Genomic DNA, 13,662 nt, shown 5'->3' on the forward strand with positions numbered 1-13,662 from the left:
ACGCGCGTGGAAGCCGCAGCACCGTAACCTTGCAGGCGCCGCGTTCAGCCCCGGGCGGCGTTGACTAGGGAGCAGGTGCTGCGGCCGCCACGGGTGCGGTTGCGCCAGCTTCGTGCGTGACGACGCGCTGGTCGCTCTTGCCGGCGATCATGCCGCTGTCTTCGAACCGTGCGCGGTAGACCAGCACGTTCTCGATCACGCGCTGGACGTAGTTGCGCGTCTCCGACAGCGGGATGCGCTCGACCCAGTCGACCGGATCGACCTTGGGGTCTCTGGGATCGCCACGCGCCTGCACCCATTCGCGCACGCGACCGCGGCCGGCATTGTAGCCGGCGAAGGTCATGATCTGGTTGCCGCGATATTCCGAGAACAGCGCGCTGAGCTCGGCCGCGCCCATCTGCGTGTTGTAGACGGGATCGGAGACCATCCTGTTCCAGTCATAGGTCAGGCCGAAGCGTTTGGCGGTGTCGCGGCCCGCTTCCGGCGTCACCTGCATCAGCCCGACCGCATTGGCCGGCGACTTGTCGCGCTGGTCGAACGAGCTTTCGGTGCGCGCCACCGAATAGATCACGCTGGTCTCGATCGCGGGCGCGACCTGTTTGTGCTCGGGAACGCCGATGGTGGGGAAGGCATAGTGGTCGAGCGCAAGCCCGCGTGCCAGCGCCGATTTGCCGATCTCCAGCATCACGCGCGCATCGCTGCGCCGGCCCGCGAGCTCGGCGAGGGCTTCGAGCGCCGCGAGCTCGGTGCTCTCCTTGGCAAAATCCTCGGCATAATAGAACACCACGCCGCGCTCGCCGATATCGTAGAGCATGTTGGCGGCGCGCACGCGTTCGTCCGCCAATTGCGTGTCGGCAGTGGCCAACACCGGGGAGGGCGCACGTAGCTCGATACGGTCGAGGCCAAGCTTTGCGCGGGCGAGCTGGCCGTAATAGGCGGTCTGATAGCGCGCCGCCGCCTTGTAGCTCATGCGGGCGTCGACGGTGGCGCCCATCGCTTCGGCGGCGCGGCCGCGCCAGTAATGGGCGCGCGACAGCGCGATCGGATTGGCCGAGCCTTCGTCGATTGCGGCGAAGTGCACCATCGCCGTCTTGGGATCGTCGAGATAGCGCAGCGCGATCCAGCCGCACATGAAATGGTAGTCGACGCGGTAGACTTCCTTTTCCGGCACCGCGGCCGTGCGCACCACGTCGTAGGCGGTCTTGAACTTGCCCTGGTCGAGCAGCTTGCGTGCCAGCAGGCGGCGCTCGCGCCACCAGGCATCGGTGTCCTGCGCCGCCATCGTGTCGGGCAGGGCGGTGAGGATCACCTCGGCTGCGTCGTCGATGCGGTCGTTCTGAAGATGCCATTGGGCGCGGCACAGTACATAGCCGAGATCGCGCCGCGCCTCGGTCGAGACGTCCTCGAGATAGTCCTTGGCCTTGCTAGCCTTGCCGGTGACGGCGGCGCAGGCCTTTACGATCGCGAGCGCATCCTCGCCGAGACGTTTGGCTGCGCGTCGTGCGCCTGCGTAGTCCTTGGCGCCGAGACGCTTGTCCATGCGCGCGCGGTGATCGTCGGTGGATAGAAGGTCGTGGAACGCCGCGTAGGAGTCTTCTTCGCTCCGCTCGGACAATTCATCCGTGCGCCAGGCCTCGCGCACGAGACGCGCGGCCCTGTCGGTCTCGCCTTCAGTGAGCAGCACACGGGCCAGCGCGAACCTGCCCTTGGCGCTGGTCGGCCGGTCCATGGTGAATTTGTGCACGATGGCCGGCTCGCTCTTCTCCTGCCACAGCCGCGCCTCGGCGCGCCGGCACAGCAGAGCGCTGCTCGGCCAGTCCGGATTGGCGGCGAGGAAGGCGGCGTAGCGCTTGAAATTCGCCGTGCTCTCGGAATGGCGCAGCATGAACCAGTCCACAAGCTTCTGTCCGGCGGGGTCAGTGATGCGGTCGCGTGCGGCGCCCGCATCCTCGGTCTTGCCCTTGCGCGCGAGGTCGATCGCATCCCTCAGCGCGGCGAGATCGCCGGTCAGCGGCGGCGGTGCCGGCTTATCCGAGGGTACCTCGACCGTCTTCTTCGACTTGCGCTTGGCTTCGGCGTGCTTGCCGTGCCGCGCCTTGGCGGCCGAGGCATGGCGGTGCTTGCCGGCCTTCGCCTCATTCGTCTTCTTCGGAGCAGATGATTTATGACTGCTCTTCGCCGCCAACGCCGTGGGAAGGAGGGCGATCGCGGCCACGGCAACGACACACGCGAGCGAGCGTAGGCACTGGTTCATTCCATGGCCCCCCTGCGAAACCACTACAAACCAAGGTCCGCGACGACATGCGGCTTGAGAATCAAAAAAAGACACCAAAACGATGTCATGACATCGTTTCGCATTTCTCACGCTCCCGCAACAATGCGGCAAAATACGGATGGGAACTCGGGAACGTGCGAAATGGTGGAAGGACAGCGCCTTTAAACCTCTGTTAGTGGGCTCTCGCAGGGGTTGTGTAGGTTCAGGACGTCAGGCCCGCCAGATTGTGCGTGTCCCTACGACCAATTCCGGTGTATTGAGTTCCATCGTTCATCCTTTCAGCCTTTGCCCTGCACCTATGCCGATTTTCAACCAGTCGATTCGGCGCAAGATCGTCGGGGTCGCCCTCGGATTGATCGTTCTCATGTTGATCACCTCGATCCTGTCGATGGTGATGTCGAGCCAGGTCGGCGTGCTCTTGGACGAGCTGACCAACCGTTACATCCCGGCCTATGGGCATCTGGCGCGGGCCAACGTCCGTTCGCTGGAACGGGCGTTGGCACTGCGGCGCATGGTCATGACCAAGATGCAGTCGCCATCGGACGAGGAGGCCTATGCGGCGCGCCTGCGCGAGTTCGATCAAACCGACCGCAAGATCGAGGAGGAAGCCGAGAGTGCACGCAAGCTCATCAACGCCATCATCGACGATCCCAGGACCCCGTCCGACTATGCCGCGCTGGCGCGGATCGAGCTCCGCATCGAGACCGCCGTCACTGAGCTGCGCCGCGATCTTGACGAGGACCACGGAAAGCTGGTCAAGCAGGTCGATGCCAAGCAGATGGCGGAGGCCCGCGGCACGCTGGAGCACATCGATGCGCTGCGCGACCAGTTCAACCAGAAGATCGATGCGATCCGCACCGACATGCTGGCGCAGGTTTTCTTCAGCACGTCGCAGGTGATCAGCCGCCAGCACCAGACGATCATCGTGTCGGGCGTCGTGACCCTACTCGCAGCGATCGTCGGATTTGCCTTTGCGCTGCTCGTGAGTAGCGGTATCACGCGCCCGGTGCGACTGCTGCTCGCTGGCACCCGCGAGGTCGAGGCGGGTCGGTTCGACAAGCCGATCACCGTTTCCACGCAGGACGAGATCGGCGAGCTTGCCGCGGCCTTCAACCGCATGATCGAGCAGTTGCGCCACAACGAACGCATCCGCGAGACCTTCGGGCGCTACATCGACCCCAAGGTGGTGCAGGGCCTGATTGACCGGCCGGAGGTCGCCATCGAGGGCCAGCGTCGGGTCATGACCATCATGTTCTGCGACATGAGCGGCTTCACTTCGATGAGCGAAGGCATGACGCCGCGCGGTCTCGTCAAGGTGATGAACCACTATTTCACGGTGATGTCCGGCCCCATCCGCAGCAATCGCGGCGTCATCGACAAATATATCGGCGACGCCATCATGTCCTATTGGGGGCCGCCCTTTATCGAGGAGGACGAGCAGGCGATGCTCGCCGGCCTTGCCGCCATCGAGATGGCCGATCAGGTGCCCGCGCTCCAGAAGCAGCTGCCGGATCTGCTCGGCATCCGCGCCATGCCGGCGCCCTGCGATCTGCGCATCGGCATCGCCACCGGCGAGGTCCTGACCGGCAGCATCGGCTCCGAGCTGATGATGAGCTTTACCGTGATGGGCGACGCCGTGAACCTCGCCTCGCGGCTGGAGGCCGCCAACAAGGCGTATGGGACCCGCATCCTGATCTCGCAGGCAACGGCAGAGGCGGTCGGCGCGCGCCTCGAGCTGCGCGAGATCGATCGTCTCGCGGTGGCGGGCCAGAGCGCACCGCAAGCTGTTTTCGAGGTGATGGGCAGGGCCAACGCACTCACCGATGCCCAAGCGAGCCTGCGCACGCACTATGCCGAAGGTCTCTCCGCCTATCGCGCCCGGCGCTTCGGCGATGCCCGCGCCGCCTTCAACGCCGCGCTCGAAGCGGTCCCGGGCGACGGTCCTTCGCGCACGCTGCTCGGCCGCATCACGCAGTTCGAGGCCAACCCGCCCGACGGCGGTTGGGATGGCGCCTGGCGGTTGGAGCAGAAATAGCCGTGCCTGCCGTCCTTCGCCGCAGACCGGAAAAAACGATTCTGGTTCATAACGATGTTCGCCGTGACCTATTTCCCGGGCTTAGGCTTGATGTCCTTGAGGCGTCTGATGGGGACACGCCGATGACACATCTTGAGGACAGGCTCGAACGGTTCGAGACGCTCACCGCGGAGTGCGAGCTGATCGCCAAGCTCGCGACCGACAGCGCCAAGCGCGAGTTCTATCTGAATCTCGGAGAACAGTACCGCCAGCTGGCGCTGGACACGCGGCAGGCGATCGCGACCAGGGCCGCGGCCTGAGGCCGGCTGCAATCCGTTCTTAACATTTGGCGCGCATTCTCGCAGCATGCGGATGTCGCTGATCGGCGACGGTTCGTGGTGGGAAGGCCGGGATTCGTTGCAATGCAGCGCGCCCCGCGAGTGTCACTTGCCATGTTCGACGGGCAATCCCATGCGCCTCGTTGCAGTGATCACAGTCGCGCTCATGATGGCAGCCTGCAATCAGGAGCAGGACATCACCGGCTCGGCCTCGACCTGCCCGATGCGAAACTACAGCAGCTACAATCCCCGCGACATGAACCAGTGCGTCAGCGCCTGCAAAGCATGCGATCGCGGCACCACGGTGACCTGCACGACCTCCTGCACCCTCAAGGGGGCGCACTGATCCAAAGTCCCTGACGCGCCAAGCCCGGCGGTGCCTAGGCACCGGAACGATTCACATGGATTAATCATTGAGGAAGCGGGCAGGACGCGGAGTTCGATGGAATGGGTATGCTCGATCCCGGCCGGTTCCTGGTGTCGTGCTCGCATTGCGACGCCTGGCCGATGGCTGCCAACGTCAAACGTTCAAGCTGGTCGGCGTCCCCGCACGAAGTCCGCTTCGTGTGCCCGCGCTGCCGCCGCGAGGAGACCGCGATCGTCTCCGCCTCCGGCGAACTGACGCCGATCAAGCGCATCGATGTTCCGCCACGCGACGTCGCCGTTGCGTGGGCGCAAGCCCAGCGCCCGCGCGGGCGGACGTAAGTCGCCACGCACTCGCAGTCTGACGGGACGTCCCTTGATCTCCGATTTGGAACCGGGCCCACCGGCGGGCGTTTCTGCCCAACATCAACCCATCGAGGCCGGGCGAATGATCAGCGAGCACTTCGACACCCGCACACGGATCAACATGAAATTGGCGTTGGACCGGATCTGCCGCGGTCGCCCCGATGGCGAGGACTATGGCTTCCGGAGGTCGGTCGCTGAAAACATCGTCCGGTGCGCGCTTATGGGCCGAACCGGTATCGGCCAGCTCGTCGACGCCGGCGAACGGGCCGTGGTCCGGACGCGCTCCGAGAGAACGCCGGCCTGATCGTGCTGGCTTGCGTAAATCGTAAATCATCACCAGACGTGGTAAGACGACCGTCTGGAGATCACCATGGCTCTCATCCTGCCATCTCATGACGACCGTTTCCGGCTTCACCCCGTCGCGCCGCGCCTTGCGCGGATGTTCTGTTTTGCGCTGTTGGCGGTGTCAGGCGCGCTCGGAAGCTTCGCGTTCGCCTGCGCCACGCCGTTTGCGGCCTTCGCGGTTGTCGCGGCCGCGATGCTGCCGCTGCGGCCGGCACTGCTCGTCGTCACCGGCGTCTGGCTCGTGAACCAGGCCATCGGCTTCGGCGCGCTGCATTACCCTATCGACGGCAGCACCATCGCCTGGGGTTTTGCGACCGGCGCGGCCGTGCTGCTGGCGACCGCCGTTTCGTCCGCCGTGCTGCGTACGCTGCCGCAGGGCCGCAGGCCGCTGGCGCTGGCCGTCACGCTCGTTGCCGCCTATGCGGCCTATGAGCTCGCGCTGCTCGCCGCGACGCCGGCCCTCGGCGGAGAGGGCGCCTTCACCGCTGCCATCGTGACGCGCATTGGGCTCACCAGTGCCGTGTGGCTCGCCGGTCTCGTCGCCGTCTGCGAGATCGTCCGTGTGGGCGATCCGTTCGTCCGCGCGCTGCGGAATGCCTGAGCACATCCCGACGGGCAAAACACCAGGCAATTTCGGCCTGTCCCGTGTCAAGCGGCGCGTTCAAAAATATTCCGCTTTACCGAAATTCGGAAATGACGTATGTGTCGTGCATCCCGGCTCATCCGAGAGGGGCGATCATGTGTCGTGATGATCGCGGAGCCGGGCTTGCGGTGGACGCGGCAGCGTCGGGCGCGAAAGGCCAAGGGCAGGGCGGATTGCTCTCCGTGAGCCCTTAAGCTTCGCGCAGACGGACGGCGCTGTCAGGTTCGTCGCGCCAGCATGTCGATGGCAAAGTGCACAACGCCGTCGAACCCTGCGGCGCAGGCGAGCCGCGCGTACGGCAAAACCGTGTGGTCCTGGCCGTCGTTGCTACGGTCAAGCCCTGGCGGATGCGGCATGGGCGTCAACCGGCGCGGTGTCCGTGACTTCTACGAGGGCGAGGGAGGCCAGAACGAATTCGGCTCCCAGGAGAGCGCGGCATAAGCCGTCAAACCACTGCGCAGGGAAGGCCGTGTGTTGGGCTTCACCTGTATGCCGCTGTGCAGTTTTCTGCGTGTGCCTTTCGCACAGCGGACCGTGGGTGCCAGGTCAGCACCCGGCCGCCCCTGCGCCCTCCCGGCTTTGAGGGTGGAGCGACGAAGCAAAGCTCGGGCGAAATGCGCCGCGAGGATGCGAAGGCGTGTCTGCGCGTTGAAATGCACGTCGGAGAGTTACGATATCCCCTCTCGATCCATCATTGCGATGCGCCGACGGCGGTGTGTCACACCTCCCTCGTGCTCCGGACGCCAGCGCCGGGCTTGCCTGGCGATGTGGAGCTTGTCGCGGACACGAGCGAGGTGTGCACGGACATGATCAGGCAAAGCGGGTCCCCGACTCAGTGCAGCCGCGCTTCCTGTCACCAACCAGATCCGGGCGGAGCTTCTTCGCTCCTTCAAGTCGGAGATTGGGCCTCGCCGCGAGGTATCACTGTAGGCTTATCCGTGTCTTCCGAGCCACGATTGTGCTATCCGCGCAACACTCCCCCGGATTTAACTTTGATCACCGACCGTTCGCGTCGTCGCCGCTTTTTAGCCACACCCGAACATGAATAAAATCACTCTAATGTTTTAAGGGTAGCGGCCAGTCTTCGACGGCGACGGGAAATCCCAAGGTCGATTCAAATCTTGGCTCTGATTTTTCGGGTCTGAAAGGGTTGACCGGGGAAACTGGTTTGCGATGCGCGCGAAGATCGACAAGCAGAGGCTGCCGAGCCGTCACGTGACGGAAGGTCCTGCGCGCGCGCCTCATCGCTCCTACTTCTACGCGATGGGTCTGACTACCGAGCAGATCCACCAGCCTTTCGTCGGCGTCGCCTCGTGCTGGAACGAGGCTGCGCCCTGCAACATCGCTTTGATGCGTCAAGCACAGGCGGTGAAGAAGGGGGTCGCATCGGCCGGCGGCACTCCGCGCGAATTCTGCACCATCACCGTCACCGACGGCATCGCCATGGGCCATGATGGCATGCGCTCCTCGCTGCCGTCGCGCGAATGCATCGCCGACTCGGTCGAGTTGACGGTTCGCGGCCACGCCTATGATGCGCTCGTCGGCCTCGCCGGCTGCGACAAGTCGCTGCCGGGCATGATGATGGCTATGGTCCGCCTCAACGTGCCGTCGATTTTCATTTACGGCGGCTCGATCCTGCCCGGCAATTTCCGCGGCCAGCAGGTCACGGTGCAGGACATGTTCGAGGCGGTCGGCAAGCATTCGGTTGGCGCCATGTCGGACGAGGACCTCGACGAGATCGAGCGCGTGGCCTGTCCCTCGGCGGGTGCCTGCGGCGCGCAGTTCACGGCCAACACCATGGCGACTGTCTCCGAGGCGATTGGCCTTGCGCTGCCATACTCAGCCGGTGCGCCGGCACCTTATGAAATCCGCGACGCCTTCTGCATGACCGCGGGCGAGAAGGTGATGGACCTGATCGCCTCCAACATCCGGCCGCGCGACATCGTCACCCGCAAGGCGCTGGAGAATGCGGCCGCCGTGGTCGCCGCGTCCGGCGGCTCGACCAATGCTGCGCTGCACCTACCGGCGATCGCGCACGAGGCGAGCATCAAGTTCGACTTGTTCGACGTCGCCGAAATCTTCAAAAAGACACCATATGTCGCGGATTTGAAGCCGGGCGGCCGTTATGTCGCCAAAGACATGTTTGAAGTTGGCGGCATCCCGCTTCTGATGAAGACGCTGCTCGACAACGGATTTCTTCACGGTGATTGCCTCACCGTCACCGGTCGAACGATCGCCGAAAACCTCAAGAGCGTGAAATGGAATCCGCACCAGGACGTGGTGCACCCGGCAGACAAACCCATCACCGTCACGGGCGGTGTGGTCGGTCTGAAGGGCAATTTGGCGCCAGAAGGTGCGATCGTGAAAGTCGCGGGAATGTCCAACCTCAGGTTCACCGGTCCGGCCAGGTGCTTCGACCGTGAGGAGGATGCTTTCGAGGCGGTCCAGAAGCGCACCTATCGCGAAGGCGAAGTCATCGTGATCCGCTACGAGGGGCCGAAGGGCGGTCCCGGCATGCGGGAAATGCTCCAGACCACCGCAGCGCTGACTGGCCAGGGCATGGGCGGCAAGATCGCGCTCATCACCGACGGCCGCTTCTCCGGCGCGACTCGCGGCTTCTGCATCGGTCATGTCGGGCCCGAGGCCGCGATTGGCGGCCCGATCGGGCTGCTCGAGGACGGCGACATCGTCGAGATCGATGCCGTCGCCGGTACCCTTAACGTAAAATTGAGCGACCAGGAGCTCGCCCAGCGCAAGACCAAATGGGCACCTCGCGCGACTAACCACACGTCGGGTGCGCTCTGGAAGTATGCTCAGCAGGTTGGACCAGCGCTCGGGGGGGCGGTGACCCATCCGGGCGGCGCGCACGAGAAACAGTGCTATGCGGACATCTAGGCGTGCCATAGTTGCGTTTGTGTTGGGGGCTATAGCGCTGGCCGCACCGGCGCTCGCCTTCGACGGTGCGCCGGTGAACAAGGACGCGACCATCCCGGTCGTGACCACCTTGCCGGGCGCCGCGAATACGGTTCGCAGCCGAATTCCGCCGGCGGTCGTAACCCAGGAAACCTCGCTTAGCGCCCTGCAATATGCCGCCGAGGGCGGCCACCCCATCGCGCAGTGGAAGCTCGGCCGCATGTACGCCAATGGCGACGGCGTCGCCCAGGACGATCTGCGCGCCTTCGAATATTTCAGCCGCATCGCCAATGCGCATGCCGAGGACAGTCCGTCGGCGCCGCAGGCGCAGATCGTGGCCAACGCCTTCGTCGCGCTCGGCCGCTATTATCTCAGCGGTATCCCGAACTCGAAGATCAAGTCGGATCCGGAGCGGGCGCGGGAGATGTTCTCCTATGCCGCGTCTTATTTCGGCAACGCGGACGCGCAGTATGATCTGGCCCGCCTGTACCTGAAGACGCCGGACGCCTCGCGCGAGGATTTTCGCTACGGCGCGCGCTGGCTCGGCCTCGCCGCACAAAAGGGCCAGCATCAGGCGCAGGCCCTGCTTGGCCAGATGCTGTTCAACGGCGACCGCCTGCCGCGGCAGGTCGCGCGCGGCCTGATGTGGCTGACGCTGGCGCGTGACAGCGCCGGGGCCGAGGAGACCTGGATCAAGGAAAGCTATAACCGCGCCTTCGCCAAGGCCTCCGACGACGACCGCGCCATGTGCCTGCAAATGCTGGAGCAGTGGGTGCAGGGCCGCCGGGAGTGATCTGCAGAGGCGGCTCTTATGCCGCCTCAAGATCGAGATCCGCCCATACCGGCACGTGGTCCGACGGCTTCTCCCAACCGCGCACATAGCTGTCGATGCCGACATTGGCGAGCCGGTCGCTGGCCTGCGGCGACAGCAGGAGATGGTCGATGCGCAGGCCCTGGTTCTTCTGCCAGGCCCCGGCCTGGTAGTCCCAGAAGGTGTAGAGCCCGGGCTCATCCGTGACCGCCCGCAAGGCATCGGTCAGGCCGAGCCCGAGCAGGGATTGAAAGCTCTCCCGCGTCTCGGCCTTGAACAGGGCATCCTCGGTCCAGGCGGCGGGGTTGTGGACGTCGCGGGCATGCGGGATGACGTTGAAGTCGCCCGCGAGGATCAGCGGGACCTCCTCCTTAAGGCGTTCCTTCGAATACTCAAGAAGCCGCGACATCCATTTGAGCTTATAGGGATATTTGTCGGTGCCGACCGGATTGCCGTTGGGCAGATAGAGGCAGGCGATGCGCAAGACGCCCTGCTTGAGCGTTACCACGCCTTCGAGAAAGCGGGCATGCGCATCCTCGTCATCGCCGGCGAGTCCCGATTTGGTCTCGTCGAACCGGAGCTTGGAGAGCAGGGCGACGCCATTGAAGGTCTTCTGCCCATGCGTAACCACGTTGTAGCCGAGCGCCTCGATCTCCAGCCGGGGGAAGGCCTCATCGACGCACTTGATCTCCTGGAGGCAGACGATGTCCGGCTGGCACTCCTTCAGCCAGGTCAGCAGCAGGTCGATCCGCTGCCGGACCGAGTTCACGTTCCAGGTGGCTACTCTGATAGGCATTGGGAGGGGCTCCAGGCGGGGCCACCGTTAGAACAAAATGCAAACGCGCCCGTCAAGGCGGCCGCAGAATCTCCCACAAAATTAACCCGGCTTAAGCGCGCGGCGGGTCATTGATGCCGAAAAGGTGCCTCGGATGGGATGGCCGGACAAATCCATGACGCGAACTGAGCCGCGCGACGGCGTGATCGGCGCGTTGCTGTATTGGCTAGGCGGCTTCGAGATCGAGGATGGTCTGACGGCCGATCTCAGCGAGCGCGAGCTGCGGCGCATCCGCGCCAAGCAGATCGAGGCGGTGACGCGGCTGATTCCGGTGACGATGGCCGTCACCATGCTCAACGTCGCCGTCGTGCTGATCCTGTTCTGGGGCAGGGGCTGGAACGACTTCCTCGCGATCTGGGGTATGACGCTCGCCGCCACCGCCTCGCTCGCGGTCCGTTCGTGGCGGCGGTCGCATCGAAATCCGCCGCAGGAGGCCTCGCCGCGTGCCGCGCGGCAGATGCTGCGGCAGGCGTTCTTCCTCGCCGCGATCTGGGGCATGCTGCCGCTGGCGCTGTTCAGCCGCATCGTGCCAACCAGCCAGCTCATCCTGGCCTGCCTGATGGTCGGCATGATGTCGGGCGGCGCGTTCACGCTGTCGACCTTCCCGCGTGCCGGCCTTGTCTATCTCGCCACCATGACGATCGCCTGCGCCGGTGCGATGCTACTGTGCGGTGACGGGCCCTATCTGGTGACCGCGGTGTTCCTGTTGCTGTTCGCATTCTTCATGGCGCGCAACATGGTCTCCCACGGCAACCTCTTCCTCGGCAATCTCAAGGCCCAGCTCGAGCTTGAGCGGCAGACCGAGATCATTTCGCTGCTGCTGAAGGACTTTCAGGAGAACGCCAGCGACTGGCTGTGGCAGACCGATGCCGAAGGGCATCTCGTCGACGTACCCCAGCGCTTCGCGGACGTGGCGCAGCTGCCGCTTCCGCTCCTGAAGGGATCGCACTTCGCCGACGTGCTCGACATGCTCTGCCCCGAGGACAAGAGCGCGGCCTACAACATCATCGGCCTGATGGAGCAGGCCGAGCCGCTGCATGAGATGAATATCAAGATCGTCGCCGGGGGCGAGGCGCGGCTGTGGTCGCTGACGGCGAAGCCCGCCCACGATCGCGACGGCCAGTTCCTCGGCTATCGCGGCTTCGGCCGCGACGTGACTGAACGCTGGCGCGCGGAGAAGGCCGAAGCCGAGAGCCGCGCCAAGTCCGACTTCCTGGCGGTGATGAGCCACGAGATCCGCACGCCCATGAACGGCGTGCTCGGGCTTGCCAGCATGCTGCTGGAGACAAAGCTCGATCCGGAGCAGCACGAGGCCGTCACCACGATCCGCGAGTCCGGCGACAATCTCCAGCGCATCCTCAACGACATCCTCGATCTGTCCAAGCTCGAGGCCGGCCGCTTCGCGTTGGAAGCGATCGACTTTGCGCCGCGGGCGCTGGTCGAGACCGCCGCGTCCGTTGCGCGCGCGAGCGCCAAGAGCAAGGGGGTTGCAGTCAAGATCGAGCTCGATCCGAACCTGCCGCCGACGCTGCGCGGCGACGCCGCGCGCATTCGCCAGGTGCTGCTCAATCTCGTGTCCAACGCGGTGAAGTTCACCGACGAAGGCGAGGTGAGGGTTTCGGTCACCTGCCAGGCGCGGCGCGATCTGCTGGCGACGGTCGAATGGGCGGTGACCGATAGCGGCATCGGCATCGCCCCCGATAAGCTCGGCCAGCTCTTCAGCGACTTCGTCCAGGCGGACGCCTCGATCAGCCGCCGTTTCGGCGGCACCGGCCTTGGCCTTGCGATTTCCCGGCGCATCATCGAACAGATGGGCGGCACCATCGGCGTCACCTCGATGCCGGGCGAGGGCTCGACTTTCCGCTTCACCCTGGTGTTGCCCTGGAGCCGGGCGGAGGCGTCAGACCACGATGCGGGCCGCGACGACGGCGACGAGCTCAAGGCTCGCATCGCCGGGCTCGACCGGCCGCTGAAGGTGCTGGTCGCCGAGGACGACGCCGTCAACCGCATGGTCGTGAGCAAGATGCTCGGCGGATTCGATGTTGAGCTGCGCGTCGTCACCGACGGCGTCGACGCCGTCGCGGCAGCCTCTGAAGGCGACTACGATGTCGTGCTGATGGACGTGCGCATGCCCGACATGGACGGACTTGCCGCAACCCGCGCGATCCGTGCGCAAGGCGGGCGCTTCGAAGTCCTGCCAATCATCGCGCTCACCGCCAACGCCTTCCCCGAAGACGTCAGGATCTGCCGCGAGGCCGGCATGTCGGACTTTCTGCCCAAGCCGCTGCGCAAGCCTGCGCTGGTCGCGGCCCTGCTACGTGCGCTGGACGGCCACGTCATGTCGGAGGATGCGCCGCTTCGGCCGGAGCTGATGCCGGTCGAGGTGGAGTGGACGGACGAGGAAAGGCAGATCACCGGCGCGTAGGTGCTCAGATCGAGAAGCTGGTCCCGCAGCCGCACGAGGCAGTCGCGTTCGGATTGTTGACTCGGAACGAGGCGCCGATCAGATCGTCGACGAAATCGACCTGCGATCCCGCCAGGAACGGCTGCGAGGCCGAATCGACCAGCACCACAGCATTGTCCTGCTCGATCACGAGATCGTCATCGGTGCGGGCACGGTCGATGTCGAACTTGTACTGGAAACCCGAGCAGCCGCCGCCCTCGACGGAGATGCGTAGCATCGCGCCTGACCCTTCGCCCTTGAGGATCTCCCCAATCCGGCGTGCGGCCCGGTCGCTGATGGTCACGGCAGTCGTCAT

The 13,662-nt window shown here is 64.9% G+C and carries 12 protein-coding genes; 9 read left to right on the top strand and 3 right to left on the bottom strand.

The window, feature by feature from the left end; translation table 11 throughout:
- Positions 1-64: 64 nt before the first annotated feature.
- Positions 65-2,254, bottom strand: coding sequence for a lytic transglycosylase domain-containing protein (locus IVB01_RS13475; protein ID WP_247275997.1), 2,190 nt, complete (start codon positions 2,252-2,254; stop codon positions 65-67).
- Positions 2,255-2,573: 319 nt separating this feature from the next.
- On the opposite strand from IVB01_RS13475, the gene IVB01_RS13480 reads away from it, so the two are divergent.
- The 8 genes from IVB01_RS13480 (at position 2,574) to IVB01_RS13515 (ending at position 10,050) form a co-directional block, all read left to right on the top strand.
- Positions 2,574-4,310, top strand: a complete 1,737-nt coding sequence (locus IVB01_RS13480; protein WP_247275998.1) for an adenylate/guanylate cyclase domain-containing protein — start codon at positions 2,574-2,576, stop codon at positions 4,308-4,310.
- A 122-nt stretch (positions 4,311-4,432) separates the two neighbouring features.
- Complete coding sequence (locus IVB01_RS13485; protein WP_247275999.1) at positions 4,433-4,609, top strand: hypothetical protein; 177 nt, start codon at positions 4,433-4,435, stop codon at positions 4,607-4,609.
- A gap of 151 nt (positions 4,610-4,760) precedes the next feature.
- Entirely contained in the window at positions 4,761-4,973 is a 213-nt protein-coding gene (locus IVB01_RS13490; RefSeq protein WP_247276000.1) for a hypothetical protein, read from the top strand.
- 101 nt (positions 4,974-5,074) lie between these two features.
- Positions 5,075-5,332 carry a hypothetical protein gene (locus tag IVB01_RS13495; RefSeq protein WP_247276001.1) on the top strand — a complete coding sequence of 86 codons (258 nt, stop codon included), beginning with the start codon at positions 5,075-5,077 and terminating at the stop codon, positions 5,330-5,332.
- 34 nt (positions 5,333-5,366) lie between these two features.
- Entirely contained in the window at positions 5,367-5,660 is a 294-nt protein-coding gene (locus IVB01_RS13500; protein ID WP_247276002.1) for a hypothetical protein, read from the top strand.
- 66 nt (positions 5,661-5,726) lie between these two features.
- Complete coding sequence (locus tag IVB01_RS13505; RefSeq protein WP_247276003.1) at positions 5,727-6,302, top strand: hypothetical protein; 576 nt, start codon at positions 5,727-5,729, stop codon at positions 6,300-6,302.
- Positions 6,303-7,517: 1,215 nt separating this feature from the next.
- Positions 7,518-9,239, top strand: coding sequence for a dihydroxy-acid dehydratase (gene ilvD, locus IVB01_RS13510; RefSeq protein WP_247276004.1), 1,722 nt, complete (start codon positions 7,518-7,520; stop codon positions 9,237-9,239).
- Positions 9,226-10,050, top strand: a complete 825-nt coding sequence (locus IVB01_RS13515; RefSeq protein WP_247276005.1) for a tetratricopeptide repeat protein — start codon at positions 9,226-9,228, stop codon at positions 10,048-10,050. The genes ilvD and IVB01_RS13515 overlap by 14 nt, the downstream gene beginning before the upstream one ends.
- Before the next feature lie 16 nt (positions 10,051-10,066).
- Here the strand turns inward: IVB01_RS13515 and xth are convergent, their stop codons facing one another.
- Positions 10,067-10,864, bottom strand: a complete 798-nt coding sequence (xth, locus tag IVB01_RS13520) for an exodeoxyribonuclease III (RefSeq protein ID WP_247276006.1) — start codon at positions 10,862-10,864, stop codon at positions 10,067-10,069.
- Positions 10,865-10,997: 133 nt separating this feature from the next.
- Here xth and IVB01_RS13525 point away from each other — a divergent pair, with 133 nt between their 5' ends.
- The gene (locus IVB01_RS13525) at positions 10,998-13,328 is read left to right on the top strand and encodes an ATP-binding protein (RefSeq protein ID WP_247276007.1); all 2,331 of its coding nucleotides are present in this window, start codon (positions 10,998-11,000) and stop codon (positions 13,326-13,328) included.
- Between the two features lie 4 nt (positions 13,329-13,332).
- Here IVB01_RS13525 and erpA read toward each other — a convergent pair whose 3' ends face one another.
- Entirely contained in the window at positions 13,333-13,662 is a 330-nt protein-coding gene (gene erpA / locus IVB01_RS13530) for an iron-sulfur cluster insertion protein ErpA (protein WP_025036472.1), read from the bottom strand.

Source organism: Bradyrhizobium sp. 164 (assembly GCF_023073715.1).
GTDB lineage: Bacteria > Pseudomonadota > Alphaproteobacteria > Rhizobiales > Xanthobacteraceae > Bradyrhizobium.

Excerpts from the sequence above, each read along its gene's own strand:
- IVB01_RS13475 (WP_247275997.1), bottom strand. The coding sequence starts at position 2,254 with ATGAACCAGTGCCTACGCTCGCTCGCGTGTGTCGTTGCCGTGGCCGCG.
- IVB01_RS13480 (WP_247275998.1), top strand. The coding sequence starts at position 2,574 with ATGCCGATTTTCAACCAGTCGATTCGGCGCAAGATCGTCGGGGTCGCC.
- IVB01_RS13485 (WP_247275999.1), top strand. The coding sequence starts at position 4,433 with ATGACACATCTTGAGGACAGGCTCGAACGGTTCGAGACGCTCACCGCG.
- IVB01_RS13490 (WP_247276000.1), top strand. The coding sequence starts at position 4,761 with ATGCGCCTCGTTGCAGTGATCACAGTCGCGCTCATGATGGCAGCCTGC.
- IVB01_RS13495 (WP_247276001.1), top strand. The coding sequence starts at position 5,075 with ATGGGTATGCTCGATCCCGGCCGGTTCCTGGTGTCGTGCTCGCATTGC.
- IVB01_RS13505 (WP_247276003.1), top strand. The coding sequence starts at position 5,727 with ATGGCTCTCATCCTGCCATCTCATGACGACCGTTTCCGGCTTCACCCC.
- ilvD (WP_247276004.1), top strand. The coding sequence starts at position 7,518 with ATGCGCGCGAAGATCGACAAGCAGAGGCTGCCGAGCCGTCACGTGACG.
- IVB01_RS13515 (WP_247276005.1), top strand. The coding sequence starts at position 9,226 with ATGCGGACATCTAGGCGTGCCATAGTTGCGTTTGTGTTGGGGGCTATA.
- xth (WP_247276006.1), bottom strand. The coding sequence starts at position 10,864 with ATGCCTATCAGAGTAGCCACCTGGAACGTGAACTCGGTCCGGCAGCGG.
- IVB01_RS13525 (WP_247276007.1), top strand. The coding sequence starts at position 10,998 with ATGGGATGGCCGGACAAATCCATGACGCGAACTGAGCCGCGCGACGGC.
- erpA (WP_025036472.1), bottom strand. The coding sequence starts at position 13,662 with ATGACGACTGCCGTGACCATCAGCGACCGGGCCGCACGCCGGATTGGG.